Raw genomic sequence first — 16,667 nt, 5'->3', positions numbered from 1 at the left:
GTTTTCAGGACTCGCCGTCGAACAGGTCTTTGATGCGGGTTGTTTCGGGCCAGGTTTTGGCAAGATCAGGATTGATAACCTCGATTTTTTTTCTTGCCTCCTGTAGCCTTTTTTTGCATTGTCCGGCAATGGCAAGTCCCTCCTCGTAGAGCGAGATGGAGCTTTCAAGGCCGGAATCGGGATTTTCGATATTCCGGGTTATTTCCTCAAGCCGCGAGATCAGCTCTTCGATAGCGGGTTTTCCGGAATGTGCAGCAGCCATAGGTATGTGATGTTTAGATGTTGATGATGAAAATAGGTAATGTGAAAGATTATTCAAATTCAGGAGTGTAAGTGAAGTTTGTAGATAGTGCCTCCATTGTTATTGCCGCTGGAGACGGTGGCAACGGCTGTGTGAGTTTTCGCAGGGAGAAATTTGTGCCAAAGGGTGGTCCCGATGGCGGTGACGGTGGTCGTGGCGGTCATGTATGGTTGAAAACAAACAGGCAGCTCACCACACTGCTCGATTTCAAGTACAAGAAAAAGTATATAGCTGATCGTGGCGTCCATGGGCAGGGTGCCCGGAAAACCGGCAGGGATGGAGCTGACATTGTTATTCAGGTACCGTGCGGAACGCTTGTGCGGAACGCCGAAACCCAGGAGGTGATTGCCGATCTGACCGGCGAGGAGCAGGAGTTTCTGATTGCCAGAGGGGGCAAGGGCGGAAAAGGCAACCAGCATTTTGCCACCCCGACCCGTCAGGCACCCCGTTTTGCCGAGCCGGGTCAGAAAGGAGAGGCTCTGGTGCTTGATCTGGAGCTGAAGTTGATGGCCGATGTCGGTCTGGTTGGATTTCCCAATGCCGGAAAGTCTACCCTGATTTCAGTGATAAGCGCCGCGAAACCGAAAATTGCCGATTATCCTTTTACAACACTGGTGCCGAATCTCGGTATTGTGCGTTATGAGGAGTACAAGTCATTTGTGATGGCTGATATTCCGGGAATTATTGAAGGAGCATCAGAGGGAAGGGGACTCGGTCTCCAGTTTCTGCGTCATATTGAACGGACCAAAATACTTGCTGTTCTCGTTTCGGCTGATTCACCCGATATTTCAGCGGAGTACAAGACACTGCTTGGAGAGCTTGAAAAATTTGATGAGGGGTTGCTCAACAAACCGAGGATCGCGGTTATTACCAAAATGGATATCGCATCGGAAGATCTTGAAATTCCGCTGCTTGAAGAGGGTGTAAAGGTGCTTCCGATCTCAAGCGTTTCCGGCCACGGCCTCAAGGAGCTCAAGGATGAGCTCTGGAAAGAGGTCTCTGCACGGGAGAGGAGTGCTGAACCGTCAGAAGAGGGTCTCGGTAACGATGCAGCAGGCTGAACTCTTTGTCAGGTATGCGCGCCTGGCTGATGCCGGGGCAATTTCCGCCATTACGGCGGAGTATGCCCGCAAGGGTATTATGCTTGAGCGTTCTGATGAGAATATTATCGAAAATATCCGTAATTTTTTTGTCGCCGAGTACAATGGTGAGGTGATAGGGTGCTGTGCCATTGCATTCTACACCCAGAAGCTGGCAGAAATCCGCTCGCTTGCTGTTTTTAACCGGTTTACCATGAAGGGGATAGGCCGCTTGCTTGTTGAAAAGGCCGAGACGGTTTTGCGCGAGGAAGGCGTTACAGAGGTTTTTGTTCTGACCCTGAACCGTAATTTTTTCGGTCGCATCGGCTACAGTGAGATCAGAAAAGAGTATTTTCCCCAGAAAATATGGAGGGATTGTACTCATTGTCCGAAGCTGATGGCTTGCGATGAGATTGCTATGGTGAAAAAACTCTGAAAGAGCAACGCTGAAACCCTCAGAGAAAGCGGTTTGCGTGGTCCCCTAAACATTATAAACAGGTCGAGTATAGTTGTGATAGTTCAGGAAGTTATCGTTAAAAACAATGCAGGGCTGCATACCAGACCCGCTGCCGCAGTCGTAAAGCTGGCGTCCCGCTTTAAATCCGATTTTTTTATCGAAATGCAGGGCGTTGAGATCAATGCGAAATCAATTATCGGCGTCATGAGTCTTGCTGCTCCGAAAGGGACCCGGTTGACACTCAAGCTTGATGGTGAGGATGCTCCTGAAGCTGCCCGTCAACTGGTTGAGTTTTTTGAGCAGGGGTTTGGAGAGCAGTAGTTCTGCAAGAGCATGCTGTATATTTTTTTGCGATTTCCCGATGTTGTCGCGCCGCACGGCGGCTTATCATGATGGACTGAACATAGTCAGGGAACACCCTTGAAAGCACTCCGGATAGCATTTATCACTCCCTTTTCCCCTCTGAAGGGAGGTATTTCCCGGTTCAGCGGTCTGTTAAGGGAGGCCCTCTCTACCATTGGTTACGACGTTATTTCTGTCGGGTACAGGGAGCTCTACCCGGCTTTTTTGTTTAAGCGTTCGGCAGAAGCCGCTGAAGCACCGGCACCATCCTCTTCACGGTCAGATGCCCGGCTGACGCTCTACAACCCCTTTACCTGGCTTGCAACGATCCATCGTCTCCGGCTACTGAAGCCTGATCTTCTGCTTGTAGCATACTGGAGCGGTTTTCTGGCTCCGCTCTGTTATCTGCTTCGCCGCCTTACCGGTATCCGGGTTGTTGTGCTGCTTCATAATTTCACCTCCCATGAATCTTTTTTTATTGAGCCAATTATGCAGCGATTGCTTGCTGCATCCTCCGATGCCTTTCTGACCCTCTCATCGGCGGTTTCTCGGGAGTTGCTTGCAACCGTGCCCGGAGCCCGGGTGTTGCAGCTTTTTCATCCACTCTATCGGCCTGAGGCAGTGATGCCCTCCAGAGCTGAAGCGCGCCGTGCACTGAAACTCGATGGTGCAGCACCTGTGCTGCTTTTTTTCGGCTATGTTCGTCACTATAAAGGGCTTGATCTGCTCCTTCGGGCTATGCCGGAGGTGTTGCAGCGTGAACCCTCTCTCAAGCTGGTTGTTGCCGGTGAGTTTTTTGAAGATCCGGAGCGCTACCGGAGTTTGATCCGGGAGCTGGGTCTTGCGGAAAGCGTTGATCTTTATCCGGGTTATGTTTCTCAGGAACGCACTGCATTGCTCTTTGCCGCCGCAGAGTGCGTTGTGCTCCCCTACCGAAGCGCAACCCAGTCAGGCGTGGTTCAGCAGGCCTATGGTTGCGGTATTCCCGTTATTGTGACGCCGGAAGGTGCTCTTCCCGAGGTGGTACGTCACGGTATTACCGGCTGGATTGCCCGTGAAAGCTCATCAGCCGGGCTGGCAGGGGCTATAGGGGAGTTTCTCGACAGCCGGAGTGAGCTGCCCGCCATACATGCGGCTGTTGAGGAGTATTGCCGGGAGTTCTCCTGGGAGGCTTTTGCGGCCGGAGCAGGCCGTTTTCTTGAAACTGAAGCATCCCGAACGTGATGAAGAGCCCTCTACTCTGCATTGTGGTTCTGAACTGGAACGGAGCCGGGGATACGATTGAGTGTCTCCACTCACTGTCGGGAGAGCTCTCGCCATCATGCATGGTGCTTGTGGTCGATAACGGATCTACCGATGACTCGCTCTCCCGGATCCGGGCGGCTTTTCCTGATACCGAGCTCCTCTCTCTGCCGCTCAATCTCGGTTATGCGGGTGGCAATAATGCCGGATTCCGACGGGTTATGGAGCTTCAGGCGGAGTTTGTACTGTTTCTGAACAACGACACCCTTGTTGAAAGAGGGTTTTCAGCTCCGCTGATTCATGCCCTGCGGAGTGATCCTTCAGCTGGAATTGCTGTTCCGAAAATATTCTATCATGCCCGTCCACATTCGCTTTGGTATGCAGGCGGTGTTGTCCGGCTCTCCACGGGACTGATCCGCCACACCGGTATCAGAAAAGCTGATGGTCCGGAGTTCAACCGTCCCGGAGTGACCGGTTATGCTACGGGGTGCTGTTTTTCTATGCGCTGCCGGGATTTTGAGCGTGTCGGGGGTTTTGATGAACACTTTGGCATGTATGCCGAGGATGTTGATCTCTCCCTCCGGGTGAGAGCTCTGGGGTTGACTGTCCGCTACGAACCCGGTTCAGTGGTCTGGCATAAGGTCTCTGCCTCTCTTTCCGGAACTCCGTTCAAAAAACTGGCGAAAAAGAGTGCCGCTTCACTTCGTCTTTTCATCAAGCACAGGGCATGGGGAGGAGTGCTCCTCTTTCTGTTGCTTCTGCCTTTTCGCCTTGCCGTCAGCTCGGCCTCAGCACTGCTTGAGCGAGCTTTCGCCAAGTCAACCCGGATAAAGAGCGGCCATGAAGGATAAGTTCAGAACGCCGGTGAGTGAGGAGTATCTCAGCGAACCTGCTCACAGGGTTCGGTGGCAGAAAACAATCGAATTTGCCGGTCGTTCAAGCTCTTCCCGGCTCTTGACCGCCGCCGCGTTGTCCGGGCTCGATCTGGGTGACCGGACACCACTCACGGCTTCGCTGGAGCAACTGTTCGGGTGTTCTTTCGAGAGCACAACAATTGATCTTGATGTTGAGCCTCTTTCGGGTTCGTATGCAGTGGTAACTGCTTTTGAGGTGCTGGAGCATCTCTACAATCCGCTTCATCTGCTGCTCGAAGTCCGCAAGATACTTCATGGAGCGGGTGGCCGGCTTTTTGTGTCGATGCCGATAGCGAAGCCGGCATCACTGAAAAGCGCCGACCATTTTCACGAGATGAGCCGTGACGAGGCGCTCTCGCTTTTCAGACGGGCAGGGTTCCGGGTGGAACGCAGCGGCGAGTTTCGTATCCGTCACCCGTTGTTTTATCTTACAGGATTCAAGCCGCTGTTGCGGGCATGGTATGAAAAGGTGCAGATTTATGAACTTTCCGTTTCAGAGGAACACCGCTGACGCTCCCCTCAGGCTTGTCTGGTTTTCCGAAATACAGTGGGACTTTCTTTCGACCCGAAAGCAGCGTATGCTCGGACGCTTTTCGGATCGGTGGCGGATTCTTTTTATTGAGCCGTTTGCGCTCGGGCGCAGCCATCACTGGCTGCCGGTCAGAAGAGGGTTGGTCTGGGTTGTCACAGTCCCTTTTCTGAAAACTGTTCCGTTCAGTTTCGGGCGTATTCTTGATTTTCCGCTGCTGCGGACACTGCTCTCTCTGCCGGGTATACTCCTGATGCTCTGGTGGGTGGCGATTCTGGGATTCTCTTCTGCGGAACGCATCATCGGTCTATCCAATATCTACTGGGGAAGAGTCGCCTCACGTCTCTCCTGCCGGTTCCGTTTTTATGACGCCAATGATGATCATCTGGCCTTTCCGGCTACCCCTTCCTGGCTGAAGGGATATCTTGATGCCTGGCTCTCGGGGATAGATCTGCTCTTTAGTGTCTCCCCGGAGCTGACCGCCCGGTTGGCGGTTCCATCCGGCGTACGCACTGTTGAGCTTGGCAATGGTGTCGAGTTCAGCCATTTCGCCGATCCGCAGCGTAACATACCCAAAGAGCTTGCCCTGATCAAGAGACCGGTTCTCGGCTATGCCGGAGCGATGGACTGGCTTGATACCACCCTTGTTGAGGAGATGGCAAAAGCATGGCCGGAGTATTCTCTGGTGCTGCTTGGTCCTGCCTATGAGCAGAACTGGTGGAAAAGGCAGGAGCGGATCAATACCCTTTCCAATGTGCACTATTTCGGTCGCATTGATTACGGTGAGCTGCCGGCATGGGTACAGCATTTTGATCTTGCCTTGATGCCGCTGCTGAGTAACCGGCTCAAGGAGGTCTCCCATCCCAACAAGCTTTATGAGTATACCGCAGCGGGCGTGCCTGTGCTTTCAATGAACTACTGCAGTGCTGTTGATCAAGCGCGGGAGGTGGTGCATGTTGCCGATACCAGGGATGCGTTTGTCCGCATGGTGCCGGAAGCGCTGGCTGACCGGCGGCGTGAGGCGCGCCAGAACTTTGCCCGCAGGCACAGCTGGGATGCTCTTGCGGCAACCATGGAGCAGGAGCTGCTGAAGCGGTATCGGGAGCTGAACTCTTGAGACGAAACAGGGTCATAGCCGGCCAGGCAGGAATCTCTTTTGGAGGATTTCTTTTCGGCCAGGCATCAAGGTTCGCCTTCAACCTGCTTGTTGCAAGAGCACTCGGTGCCGAGGCTCTGGGTACCTATGCGATTGCCATTGCCGTTATCCAGATAGCAGAAGTGCTTGCCGTTGCCGGTCTTGACTCGGCTCTCCTGCGTTTTGTCAATCTGTATCAGCGTGATCCTTTGCGACAGAAGGCTGTTATCGCTTCTGCCCTGAAAACAAGTCTTGTTCTTTCCATTGCCGTTGCACTCCTCCTTTTGCTTTTTTCAGGAGCGATTGCTTCACTTTTTAACGGCAGCAGGCTACTCCAGCTCGTTATCTGCTGCTATGCGGCAGCCATCCCCTTCAATGCCGCAACACAGCTTTACGGCCATGCCACCCAGGGATTCCAGAAGCTGCATCCGAAAATTATTGCAACCCAGGTTGTCGCCCCATTGCTCCTGCTGCTGTTGACCATCCTCTTTCGCTCTACGGCGGGCCATGATGAAGCGCTGCTCTTTCCCTTTGCCCTTGCTTCCGCCGGCGCCTTTTTCTGGATCCGGCCAACGCTCGAAAGAATCACCGGTGTTGTTACCCCGGATATTCTGCGTGCCCGGAGTGATCGCCCCATGCTTGCCTATGCGCTGCCGTTTATGGGGGTTTCGCTGTTGAGCATGATGACGCACTGGCTTGATGTTGTTATGCTTGGCATGTTTACCGATACAGCAACGGTCGGTATCTATCATCCTGCCGCCAGAACCGCAGGTCTCATCAGAGCGGTGCTGCTTGCTTTTTCAGGAATTGCCGCACCGATGATTGCCGAGCTGCACGCCGGAAGAGAGCGTGTGGAGATAGAGCGGATCTACAGGATGGTGACGCGCTGGATTATCGCTGTGGTGATACCGCCGGTACTGCTTTTCACTCTGCTTCCCGGTCCGGTGCTTGAGCTGTTCGGGCCCCGCTTCGCGCCAGGCAGCACGGTTCTGCTGCTTTTGACGGTTGCTTCGTTCCTGCAGGTCTCTTTCGGTCTCTCTTCAACGGTGCTCGCCATGACGGGGTATTCGCGACTCAGTTTCCTCAATGCTCTTGGCGCGTTCGTTTTGCAGGTTAGTCTGAACTATCTGTTGATACCCTTGATGGGCATCAATGGTGCGGCTCTTGCAACGTTGATAGTCTTCTTTCTGCTTTCCGCATTCCGGCTCATGGAGGTTCATCACTTTCTGAACATTCATCCATTCGGAAAAGAGCTCTGGAAGCCCATTGTTTCCGCACTGCTTTCCGCACTGCTGCTCTTTGCTGCAAGGTCCTCGTTGCTTGCACTCCCTCCGTTAATCGGGTTAGGAGCGGGAGCAGCTCTTTGCTCCGGCAGCTATGCAGCAGCGATGCTGCTTCTGAAGTTGGAAGAGGATGAGCGGACGATTATTTTAAAGTTTATGCCCTTTCTTGACAAAAAGCCAAAGCGATAACGCAGTGAAAAAAAAGATTCTCTCGTTGCTCACGGTTTTCGGGATCTATACCCTTCTTCTGATCCTGCTCTTCTTTCCGCTTGTTTTTCAATCCAGCACGCTTGTTGCGCCGGACTCGCTTATTCCCCACGCCTCGACCCTGGCGCTTGACAAATTGCAGGGCGAAACCGGAAGCTACCCGCTCTGGCAGCCCTGGCTCTTTTCCGGGATGCCGACCGTCGAAGCGTTCAGTTATATCAGCGGCCTCTATTTCCCCAACATGGTGTTCAATCTCTTCCATACGGACGGGATTGTTCTGCAACTGCTTCATCTTGCCTTTGCAGGTTTGGGGGTTTATCTTTTTCTCCGCCAGTACGGGCTCACTACCCCTGCAGCCCCGTTCGGCGGAGCTCTTTTCATGCTGAATCCCTACATGACGGCCATGCTGGTGCATGGTCACGGCAGCCAGCTTATGACAGCAGCCTATATGCCGTGGATGCTCTGGGCTGTTATGCGGCTCATGAAGAGGGGAGGGCTTGCCGATGCAGGAGTGCTGGCGCTCATTGCCGGTTTTCAGCTGCAGCGCTCACATGTCCAGATTGCCTGGTACTCATGGATGCTTGCACTGCTGCTTGCCGCTGTTCTCCTTGTTTTCTGTCGCGATTCATTGCAACGTGAGAGTAGCCATAACGGCTTTCCATACGGTCGGATATTGCTTTTGATTGCCGCGCTCGTGTGCGGGGTTACCATGTCGGCTTCAATTTATCTGCCGGCTTCGGAGTATGCTCCGTATTCAGTGAGAGGAATGGCCGCAGCGGGAGGGGCTTCGTCGTGGGAGTATGCCACCCTCTGGTCAATGCACCCTCTGGAGCTGCTTACTTTTCTCGCGCCGGGTTTTTTCGGATTCGGCGGAGTGACCTACTGGGGCTTTATGCCGTTCACCGATTTTCCCAATTATGCCGGAATTGTGGTACTGCTGCTTGCGGTTGCAGGCGCATACCGTAGGCGAAAAGAGCCGATGATATGGTTTTTCAGTGCAGGCGCACTGCTTGCCCTGCTGCTCTCCTTCGGCAGGTTTTTCAGCCCGGTGTTCGATCTTTTCTACCATTTTGCGCCGCTTTTCAGTCGATTCAGGGTGCCCTCCATGGCGCTCATCATGCTCTACCTGATCATCGCCTCTCTTGCGGCAATCGGAGTGAACGATCTCTTGCAGCGCTCAACCGAACGGCTGCTGAAACCGATCCGGATCGGAGCGCTTTTCATGGCGGTTTTTCTGCTGCTCTTGCTTGCATTCCAGTCGCCGATAGAGAGTTTTTTCCGCTCACTCTTTCCTGATCCTTCGGTCGAGAGTTTTGATCTCTCCTTTATGATCAACAAGGTGCGCTGGGAGCATCTGAAAGGAAGCCTTCTGATCGCGCTTTTCACCCTCCTGCTTTTTACGGGTGTGCTCTGGCTCGGCATCAAGGGGAAGCTCTCCCACAAAATGACGGGGTTGCTCTTCTTTCTTCTGGCGCTGCTTGATCTGCTCTGGATTGACATACAGATTATCTATCCATCTGACAGCTCCCTGCGCTCGCCGGTTTTTGCGGAGAGCCGCATGGTGGCGCAGGCCTTTCAGCCTGACGACATCACCCGATACCTGGCAGCACAGAAAGGGGAGTTCAGAATCTACCCCGCCGGGCCGCTCTTCACCGAGAACAAGTTTGCCCTTTCCGGTATCGAGTCAGTCGGTGGTTACCACCCCGCCAAACTTAAAATTTACGAGGAGTTTCTTGCAAAAACTGAGAACCTCTCAAGCATCAACGTTCTCAGGATGCTTAACGTCGGCTACATTGTCACTCCTGTCACGCTCAGCCACCCAGCCCTTGAGCCGGTTAAAACCGGCACCCTGCAACTGGCAGGCGGCCCGGTACCGGTAACGATCTATCGTTTGCAGGCCACACTTCCACGGGTCCGGTTTGCAGAGCGGGTTACCGGTGTGCGGGATAGCGACGAGCTCTTTCTGCGACTGCTTGATGACGCGGCTCCTCAGGGCGAGGCTTTTGTCGATGGATCACTTTGGAGCGGAACCAGAACCTTTGCTGCGGCAACAGTACTATCGATGCAGCGGGGATCCGAATCGATGCGCCTGAAGGTTTCTGTACCCGGAGACGCTTTTCTGGTAGTGAGCGAGATCTACTATCCCCTTCGCTGGAAGGTGACGGTTGACGGCAAACCTGCCGAAATGGTCAGGGTGAACGGGCTCCTGCGTGGTGTCAAGGTTCCTGCGGGCAGCAGGGAGGTGTTATTCTATTACGATAGAAGTTTGTTCGAAACCGCCCGGCGTATCTCGTTTGCTGCATTTTTCGTTGCGCTGTTGATGGTTGCGGGAGGGGTATTCATCGGTCGTTTACGGCAGAAGGGGGGAGAAACACCGATATGACCGATACGTTTTCATTTTAACGTTTCGCCATCACGTTCTCCGGTCTGCGGCTTTGTTCGTGGCGCTCTTCTTCGACGGGGAAGCGATTCATCCTGAAGGCGGCGGCCGGGAGCATCCTCTTTGGCGATCAGCGACAAATCTTCGAGCAGCCCAAGTTCACGAAGCACCTCAACATAGAAGCCTATAGCAACCGAAGGGTCGCCATTCTCGATTTTATAGAGCGTTGGTCGTGACATGTCAGCCTTGAGGCAGACGGCCTCCATGGAGAGTCGGCGACGGAGCCGTGCATCCCTGATGCGTTCTCCGAGAGCGGTCAGCTCTTTTTGCGAAGCAGGATATATAGGTGACTCACTGTTTTTCATAACGATAATAATTATTTACATAATAACGATCATTTGTAAAATATCATTACCGTTATATGATTCTTTTGATGCAATAGACTGCATATTAAATCCGAAATACATTCATTATATGCAGGCAGAAATCACTATTTTGCACTGCATTTTTTTTGACGATTGCCCCCCTTTTTGCCTATTCCTTTGATATGTTTCATACAAATCAAGTGCATTTCCGGAACGCTTCGTGGAGGGCTGAAAGCCCTGTAACTACGGGCATTTTTGCTGTTTGAAGCGAGTGGAGATAAGGCCGTGTTGATTATTATTTCAAGAGTTGAAAAATGTTGAATTAGGTTTTGTTTTTTTTCATAATTCGCTTACATTGTCTGTCCTTATGGATTTTTAGTGTATTGCGTTTTTCGTAATCATAGGTTTTTAAATAGAAAGAGAGTTTTAGTATGCCGACGATTCAGCAGCTCATCAGGCTCGGAAGAAGTGTAAAAGCGTCAAAAACAGCGTCACCGGCGCTTGAGAAATGCCCGCAGAAGCGTGGTGTATGTACGCGTGTTTACACGACCACTCCTAAAAAGCCTAACTCTGCACTGCGCAAGGTTGCGCGTGTCAGGTTGTCCAACAAGATTGAGGTTACAGCCTATATTCCTGGCGAAGGTCATAACCTGCAGGAGCATTCAATTGTTTTGATTCGTGGCGGCAGGGTGAAGGATCTTCCTGGTGTACGTTATCACATCGTGCGTGGTTCGCTGGATACGTCCGGTGTTGCTGATCGCAAGCAGAGTCGGTCGAAGTATGGAGCCAAACAGCCCAAGGCTGGTGCAGCCGCTCCTGTCAAGGGTAAAGGCAGATAAGTCGAATCATAAATTCAGAGAAGAGCATGTCAAAAAAAGGTGGCTATAAAAGAATCGGTGTCGATTTTCGCTACGGCGATGAGAGTGTTGCCCGTTTCATTAATGCGGTAATGCTTGATGGCAAAAAGGCTGTCGCTACGAAGATTGTTTATGATGCGTTTGGTATCATTGCCGAGAAGATGAGTGGTGAGGATCCTCTGGAGGTTTACCGCAAGGCGATGTCACACATTGCTCCGGTTGTTGAGGTTCGCAGCAAGAGGGTTGGTGGCGCGACTTATCAGATTCCGATGGAGGTCAAGGCTTCCCGGAGAGGTGCGCTTGCATTCCGCTGGTTGAAGCTCTATGCGGCAAAGCGTGGAGGTAAATCCATGGCTGAGAAACTTGCTGCCGAATTGATGGATGCTGCCAACGAGCAGGGTGCATCGGTGAAAAAGCGTGATGAGGTTCATCGTATGGCTGATGCAAACAAGGCGTTTGCGCATTTCAGGTTCTAATATGTTTTTTGAAAGTGTTGAATAAAAGGCTAATAATTTGTTATGGCAAGGCTGGTTGATTTAGATAAAGTTCGCAATATCGGCATCATGGCTCACATTGATGCTGGAAAGACAACGACGACAGAGAGGATACTCTACTATACCGGTCGTCTGCACAGGATGGGTGAAGTGCACGACGGTGGTGCGACGATGGACTGGATGGAGCAGGAGAAGGAGCGTGGTATTACGATTACTTCCGCTGCAACAACCTGTTTCTGGGTGCCGAAGTTCGGTAACTATTCCGGCATCAATCACAGAATCAATATTATCGATACTCCCGGACACGTTGACTTCACGGTTGAGGTTGAGCGTTCCCTGCGTGTGCTTGATGGCGCGGTTGCACTTTTCTGTGCAGTCGGCGGTGTTGAGCCCCAGTCCGAGACGGTCTGGCGCCAGGCGAACAAGTACGGTGTTCCGAGGATTGCCTATGTCAACAAGATGGACAGGACCGGAGCCAACTTCTTTGATACCGTCAAGGCGATCAGGGAGAGGCTTGGAGCAAACCCTGTTCCGCTTCAGATTCCTATCGGCGAAGGCGAGATATTTGCCGGTTTTGTCGATCTGATCAGAATGAAGGGTATTATCTATGACAAGGAAGACGGCAGTACCTACAATGAGGTTGAAATTCCCCATGACCTGCAGAATGAAGCAAGGACATGGCGCATCAATATGCTTGAGGCGGTTTCCGAGGTTGATGATACTCTCCTTGAGAAGTATCTGAACGGAGAGGAGATTACGGAGCAGGAAGTTCGCAACGTGCTTCGTCAGGCTACGCTGAAGGTTACTATTATTCCGGTGCTTTGCGGTTCATCATTCAAGAACAAGGGTGTTCAGTTTATGCTTGACGCTGTAGTCGAGTATCTTGCATCTCCGGTTGATGTCGGAGCTGTCGAGGGTCACCATCCCCGTACCGAGGAGCCTGTAACCAGAGAACCGAAGGACGAAGAGCCGTTTGCCGGTCTTGCCTTCAAGATTGCTACTGATCCTTTCGTTGGAAAGCTTACCTTTTTCCGTGTTTACTCCGGTGTCCTTAAGGCGGGCAGTTATGTACTGAACACCATGACCGGCAAGAAGGAGCGTATTGGTCGTATCCTTCAGATGCACTCAAACAAGAGAGAGGATATAGATTGTGTTTACTCTGGCGATATCGCTGCGGCTGTCGGTTTGAAGGATGTCAGAACCGGTGATACGATCTGCGATGAAAACAATCCGGTGGTTCTTGAGAAAATGGTTTTTCCTGAGCCGGTTATCGAGATTGCTATCGAGCCTAAAACAAAAGCTGATAATGACAAGCTTGGCATGTCACTTGCAAAGCTTGCTGAAGAGGATCCAACCTTCAAGGTCAAGACTGATGATGAGACTGGTCAGACCCTGATTGCCGGTATGGGTGAGCTTCATCTTGAGATTCTGGTTGACAGGCTCAAGCGTGAGTTCAAGGTAGAGGCCAATGTGGGTCAGCCGCAGGTTGCCTACCGTGAAACCATCAGAAAGTCTGTTGAATTTGAGGGAAAATTTGTCCGTCAGTCCGGTGGTAAAGGTCAGTTCGGTCTGGTTGTACTCCGGGTTGAGCCGCTTGAAGAGGGCAAGGGATATGAATTTGTCGATGCGATCAAGGGCGGAGTTATTCCGAGGGAGTATATTCCTGCCGTTAATGCCGGTGTACAGCAGGCCATGAAGAGCGGTGTTGTTGCCGGGTTTGCGATGCAGGATATCAAGGTTACCCTTCTTGATGGAAAATATCACGAGGTTGACTCTTCGGAAATGGCATTCAAGATTGCCGGTTCCATCGGTTTCAAGGGCGCAGCCAAAAAAGCTGATCCGGTTCTTCTTGAGCCGATCATGAAGGTTGAGGTTGTTACCCCTGAAGAGTATCTCGGAGATGTGATGGGTGACTTGTCAAGCCGCCGTGGTCATATTGAAGGTATGGGTCAGAGAGCCGGAGCGCAGTTTGTTAATTCCAAGGTGCCTCTTTCAGCGATGTTCGGTTACTCAACCGATCTTCGTTCGATGAGTCAAGGACGGGCAAACTACTCAATGGAATTTGACTGTTATCGCGAAGTGCCGCGCAATATTGCGGAGGCTTTGCAGGAGAAGCGGGTAAGCAAGGATTCGGAATAAGCAGGCACTGCCTGTAAGCAGTTTTAACTATTACAAAACAATAACAGATAACCGACACGGAGATAAGTTATGGCAAAAGAGTCCTACAAAAGGGATAAACCTCATGTCAATATCGGAACCATTGGTCACGTTGACCATGGCAAAACAACCTTGACTGCAGCAATTACTTCGGTTCTTGCAAAGCAGGGTCTTGCACTGCAGCGCGATTTCGGCAGCATTGACAAGGCTCCTGAAGAGAGAGAGCGTGGTATCACCATCTCAACCGCACACGTTGAGTACCAGACGAAAAAGCGTCACTATGCGCACATCGACTGTCCTGGTCACGCTGACTACATTAAAAACATGATCACCGGTGCTGCCCAGATGGACGGCGCGATTCTTGTTGTAGCCGGTACCGATGGTCCTATGCCTCAGACCCGCGAGCACATTCTGCTTGCCCGTCAGGTAAACGTTCCTGCGCTTGTTGTATTCCTGAACAAGGTTGACATCGCAGATCCTGAACTTATCGAGCTTGTTGAGCTTGAGCTCAGAGAGCTTCTTACCGAGTATAACTTCCCCGGCGATGATATTCCGATCATCAAGGGTTCAGCTCTCAAGGCACTTGATGGTGATCCTGAAGCTGAAAAATCGATCATGGAGCTTATGGATGCGGTTGACGAGTTCATTCCTGAGCCTGTCCGCGACGTTGACAAACCTTTCCTTATGCCGGTTGAGGATGTATTCTCTATCTCCGGACGTGGTACTGTCGGTACCGGAAGGATCGAGAGAGGTCGCATCAAGATCAACGAAGAGGTTGAGATCGTTGGAATCAAGCCTACCCGTAAATCAGTGGTTACCGGAATCGAAATGTTCCAGAAGCTTCTTGATGAAGGTCAGGCTGGTGATAACGCAGGTCTTCTTCTTCGCGGTGTTGACAAGACTGAGCTTGAGCGTGGTATGGTTATCGCCAAACCCGGAACCATCAAGCCGCACACCAAGTTCAAGGCTGAGGTTTACATTCTGAGAAAAGAAGAGGGTGGACGTCACACACCGTTCTTCAACGGATACCGTCCCCAGTTCTACTTCCGTACCACAGACGTTACCGGTTCGGTTACGCTTCCTGAAGGTGTCGAGATGGTTATGCCTGGTGATAACCTTTCCGTTGAGGTTGAACTTCTTGCGCCTATTGCTATGGATGAAGCACTGCGTTTCGCTATCCGTGAGGGTGGTCGTACCGTTGGTGCAGGTTCCGTAACAAAGATTATCGAGTAAATAGATTGTATGGCGTCCCGGGACGGGGCCGAAAATCCCGTCCCTTTTTATTGATAACATAGAAACAGGGTTGACAAGTGGCTGTACAGCAAAAGATAAGGATCAAGCTCAAATCTTACGACCATAGTCTGGTTGACAAGTGGGCTTTAAGGATTATTGATGTGGTAAAGCAGACAGATGCTATCATCTTTGGTCCAATACCGCTGCCCACAAAATCGCACGTGTATACCGTAAACCGGTCGCCACATGTTGACAAGAAGTCGCGTGAGCAGTTTTCATTCTCCTCTCACAAGAGGTTGATTGAAATTATAAATCCGACATCCAGAACCATTGATATGCTGATGAAGCTTGAGCTTCCGAGCGGCGTTGATGTTGAAATTAAGTCTTAAAGAATTAGAAAAGCTAATTATATGGGTGCGATTCTTGGAAAGAAAATCGGCATGACCCGTTTATTCAATGATAAACGCGAAGCTGTATCCTGCACGATTATTGAGGCAGGTCCATGCTTTGTGACGCAGGTTAAGCGTGTTGATACAGATGGCTATGATGCTTATCAGGTTGGTATCGGTGAAAGAAGTGAGAAAAAGATCAACAAGCCTTTGCAGGGTCACTATAAAAAAGCAGGTGTAACCCCGGGTTACAAGCTGGCCGAGTTTGATTTTACCGAGCTCAATCAGGAGCTTGAACTGGGCAGCCCTGTCAGTGTTGATTCCTTTACGGAAGGCGAGAAGGTCAATGTTCTCGGCGTTTCAAAAGGCAAGGGATTTGCCGGCGTTGTCAAGCGCCATAACTTTGGCGGTGGTTCAAGAACCCATGGTCAGTCAGACAGGCTGAGGGCACCGGGTTCTGTTGGTGGTTCATCTGATCCATCAAGGGTTTTCAAGGGTACCAGAATGGCCGGACGAATGGGATCGGACAATATCACAGTTAAGAATCTTGAGATTGTAAAGATTCTCCCTGAGTCCAATCTTATCGTCATCAAGGGATCTGTTCCCGGACCAAGAAACTCCTATGTCAAGATTGTTTCTATAAAAAAGTAAATGCTGAATGCTCGTAGCTATGGAACTTAAAGTCTTAAATACCGGCGGTACTGAAACCGGGGAAGTGGTAACGCTCCGTGACGATATATTCGGCGCTGAAGTATCAGAACATGCGATCTATCTTGACGTCAAGTCGATTCTCGCAAACAGACGCCAGGGTACCCACAAGTCGAAAACCCGGGCTGAAGTAAGAGGCGGCGGCAGAAAGCCGTTACGTCAGAAAGGGACCGGTAATGCTCGTCAGGGTTCTACCCGTTCGCCACTCAACAGCGGCGGCGGTACCATCTTTGGACCAACTCCCCATGGATACGATCAGAAGGTAAACAAGAAGGTAAAGCTTCTTGCCCGTCGGTCCGCATTGAGTGCCAAGGCCAAAGACGGAAAGATCGTTGTTGTCGAAGATTTCAAATTCGACCACATTAAAACAAAGCCGTTTGCACAGATACTGAAAAATCTCGGTCTTGCCGAGAAGAAAACCCTGCTGCTTACTCCGGAATATGATATGATCATTGCTCGCTCCGGAAGAAATATAGAGGTACTTAATATCATGACAGCCGACAAGGCTTCAACGTACGATATACTGCACAGCCAGACCGTACTGGTTCAGAAGGCCGCGTTGAAAACAATAGAAGACACTTTAGGGTAACCTGCA

Annotated in this window: 18 protein-coding genes; 16 read left to right on the top strand and 2 right to left on the bottom strand. The window is 51.3% G+C overall.

Features of this window, described 5'->3' with window-relative positions:
- Positions 1-4 precede the first annotated feature (4 nt).
- Positions 5-262, bottom strand: a complete 258-nt coding sequence (gene xseB, locus G9409_RS02540; RefSeq protein WP_166807262.1) for an exodeoxyribonuclease VII small subunit — start codon at positions 260-262, stop codon at positions 5-7.
- Positions 263-333: 71 nt separating this feature from the next.
- Here xseB and obgE point away from each other — a divergent pair, with 71 nt between their 5' ends.
- The 9 genes from obgE to G9409_RS02495 all read left to right on the top strand — a co-directional run bounded on the left by obgE (position 334) and on the right by G9409_RS02495 (position 9,872).
- Positions 334-1,362, top strand: a complete 1,029-nt coding sequence (gene obgE / locus G9409_RS02535) for a GTPase ObgE (protein ID WP_166807261.1) — start codon at positions 334-336, stop codon at positions 1,360-1,362.
- Complete coding sequence (locus G9409_RS02530; protein WP_166807457.1) at positions 1,349-1,816, top strand: N-acetyltransferase; 468 nt, start codon at positions 1,349-1,351, stop codon at positions 1,814-1,816. Before obgE ends, G9409_RS02530 begins: the two co-directional genes overlap by 14 nt.
- 75 nt (positions 1,817-1,891) lie before the next feature.
- Positions 1,892-2,158 (top strand): HPr family phosphocarrier protein, encoded by a 267-nt coding sequence (locus G9409_RS02525; RefSeq protein ID WP_006367099.1) that lies wholly within the window; start codon positions 1,892-1,894, stop codon positions 2,156-2,158.
- A gap of 99 nt (positions 2,159-2,257) precedes the next feature.
- Complete coding sequence (locus tag G9409_RS02520; protein WP_166807260.1) at positions 2,258-3,403, top strand: glycosyltransferase family 4 protein; 1,146 nt, start codon at positions 2,258-2,260, stop codon at positions 3,401-3,403.
- A complete protein-coding gene (locus G9409_RS02515; RefSeq protein ID WP_166807456.1) occupies positions 3,403-4,272 on the top strand; it encodes a glycosyltransferase family 2 protein in 870 nt (289 codons plus the stop codon). The genes G9409_RS02520 and G9409_RS02515 overlap by 1 nt, the downstream gene beginning before the upstream one ends.
- On the top strand, positions 4,262-4,846 hold the full coding sequence (locus G9409_RS02510) for a class I SAM-dependent methyltransferase (protein WP_166807259.1): 585 nt from the start codon (positions 4,262-4,264) through the stop codon (positions 4,844-4,846). The genes G9409_RS02515 and G9409_RS02510 overlap by 11 nt, the downstream gene beginning before the upstream one ends.
- A complete protein-coding gene (locus G9409_RS02505) occupies positions 4,815-5,981 on the top strand; it encodes a glycosyltransferase (RefSeq protein ID WP_166807258.1) in 1,167 nt (388 codons plus the stop codon). Before G9409_RS02510 ends, G9409_RS02505 begins: the two co-directional genes overlap by 32 nt.
- A complete protein-coding gene (locus G9409_RS02500) occupies positions 5,978-7,471 on the top strand; it encodes a flippase (RefSeq protein ID WP_166807257.1) in 1,494 nt (497 codons plus the stop codon). The genes G9409_RS02505 and G9409_RS02500 overlap by 4 nt, the downstream gene beginning before the upstream one ends.
- Positions 7,472-7,475: 4 nt before the next feature.
- Positions 7,476-9,872 (top strand): hypothetical protein, encoded by a 2,397-nt coding sequence (locus tag G9409_RS02495; protein WP_166807256.1) that lies wholly within the window; start codon positions 7,476-7,478, stop codon positions 9,870-9,872.
- 11 nt (positions 9,873-9,883) lie between these two features.
- On the opposite strand, the gene G9409_RS02490 is transcribed toward G9409_RS02495, so the two are convergent.
- Positions 9,884-10,234, bottom strand: a complete 351-nt coding sequence (locus G9409_RS02490) for a helix-turn-helix domain-containing protein (RefSeq protein ID WP_166807255.1) — start codon at positions 10,232-10,234, stop codon at positions 9,884-9,886.
- 431 nt (positions 10,235-10,665) lie between these two features.
- Between G9409_RS02490 and rpsL the strand changes: the two genes are divergently transcribed.
- The 7 genes from rpsL to rplD all read left to right on the top strand — a co-directional run bounded on the left by rpsL (position 10,666) and on the right by rplD (position 16,661).
- Positions 10,666-11,073, top strand: coding sequence for a 30S ribosomal protein S12 (gene rpsL, locus G9409_RS02485; RefSeq protein ID WP_076793000.1), 408 nt, complete (start codon positions 10,666-10,668; stop codon positions 11,071-11,073).
- Between the two features lie 26 nt (positions 11,074-11,099).
- Positions 11,100-11,567, top strand: a complete 468-nt coding sequence (gene rpsG / locus G9409_RS02480) for a 30S ribosomal protein S7 (RefSeq protein WP_166807254.1) — start codon at positions 11,100-11,102, stop codon at positions 11,565-11,567.
- A gap of 42 nt (positions 11,568-11,609) precedes the next feature.
- The gene (gene fusA, locus G9409_RS02475; RefSeq protein ID WP_166807253.1) at positions 11,610-13,724 is read left to right on the top strand and encodes an elongation factor G; all 2,115 of its coding nucleotides are present in this window, start codon (positions 11,610-11,612) and stop codon (positions 13,722-13,724) included.
- Positions 13,725-13,793: 69 nt separating this feature from the next.
- Positions 13,794-14,975 carry an elongation factor Tu gene (gene tuf, locus G9409_RS02470; protein ID WP_076793004.1) on the top strand — a complete coding sequence of 394 codons (1,182 nt, stop codon included), beginning with the start codon at positions 13,794-13,796 and terminating at the stop codon, positions 14,973-14,975.
- Between the two features lie 77 nt (positions 14,976-15,052).
- Positions 15,053-15,364 (top strand): 30S ribosomal protein S10, encoded by a 312-nt coding sequence (gene rpsJ / locus G9409_RS02465; protein ID WP_012507117.1) that lies wholly within the window; start codon positions 15,053-15,055, stop codon positions 15,362-15,364.
- Positions 15,365-15,385: 21 nt separating this feature from the next.
- Positions 15,386-16,015, top strand: a complete 630-nt coding sequence (gene rplC, locus G9409_RS02460; protein WP_166807252.1) for a 50S ribosomal protein L3 — start codon at positions 15,386-15,388, stop codon at positions 16,013-16,015.
- A gap of 19 nt (positions 16,016-16,034) precedes the next feature.
- Entirely contained in the window at positions 16,035-16,661 is a 627-nt protein-coding gene (gene rplD / locus G9409_RS02455; RefSeq protein WP_166807251.1) for a 50S ribosomal protein L4, read from the top strand.
- The last annotated feature ends 6 nt before the right edge of the window (positions 16,662-16,667 follow it).

It is taken from the genome of Candidatus Chlorobium masyuteum (assembly GCF_011601315.1).
GTDB lineage: Bacteria > Bacteroidota > Chlorobiia > Chlorobiales > Chlorobiaceae > Chlorobium > Chlorobium masyuteum.
This window is presented reverse-complemented; position numbering and strand designations above follow the sequence as displayed.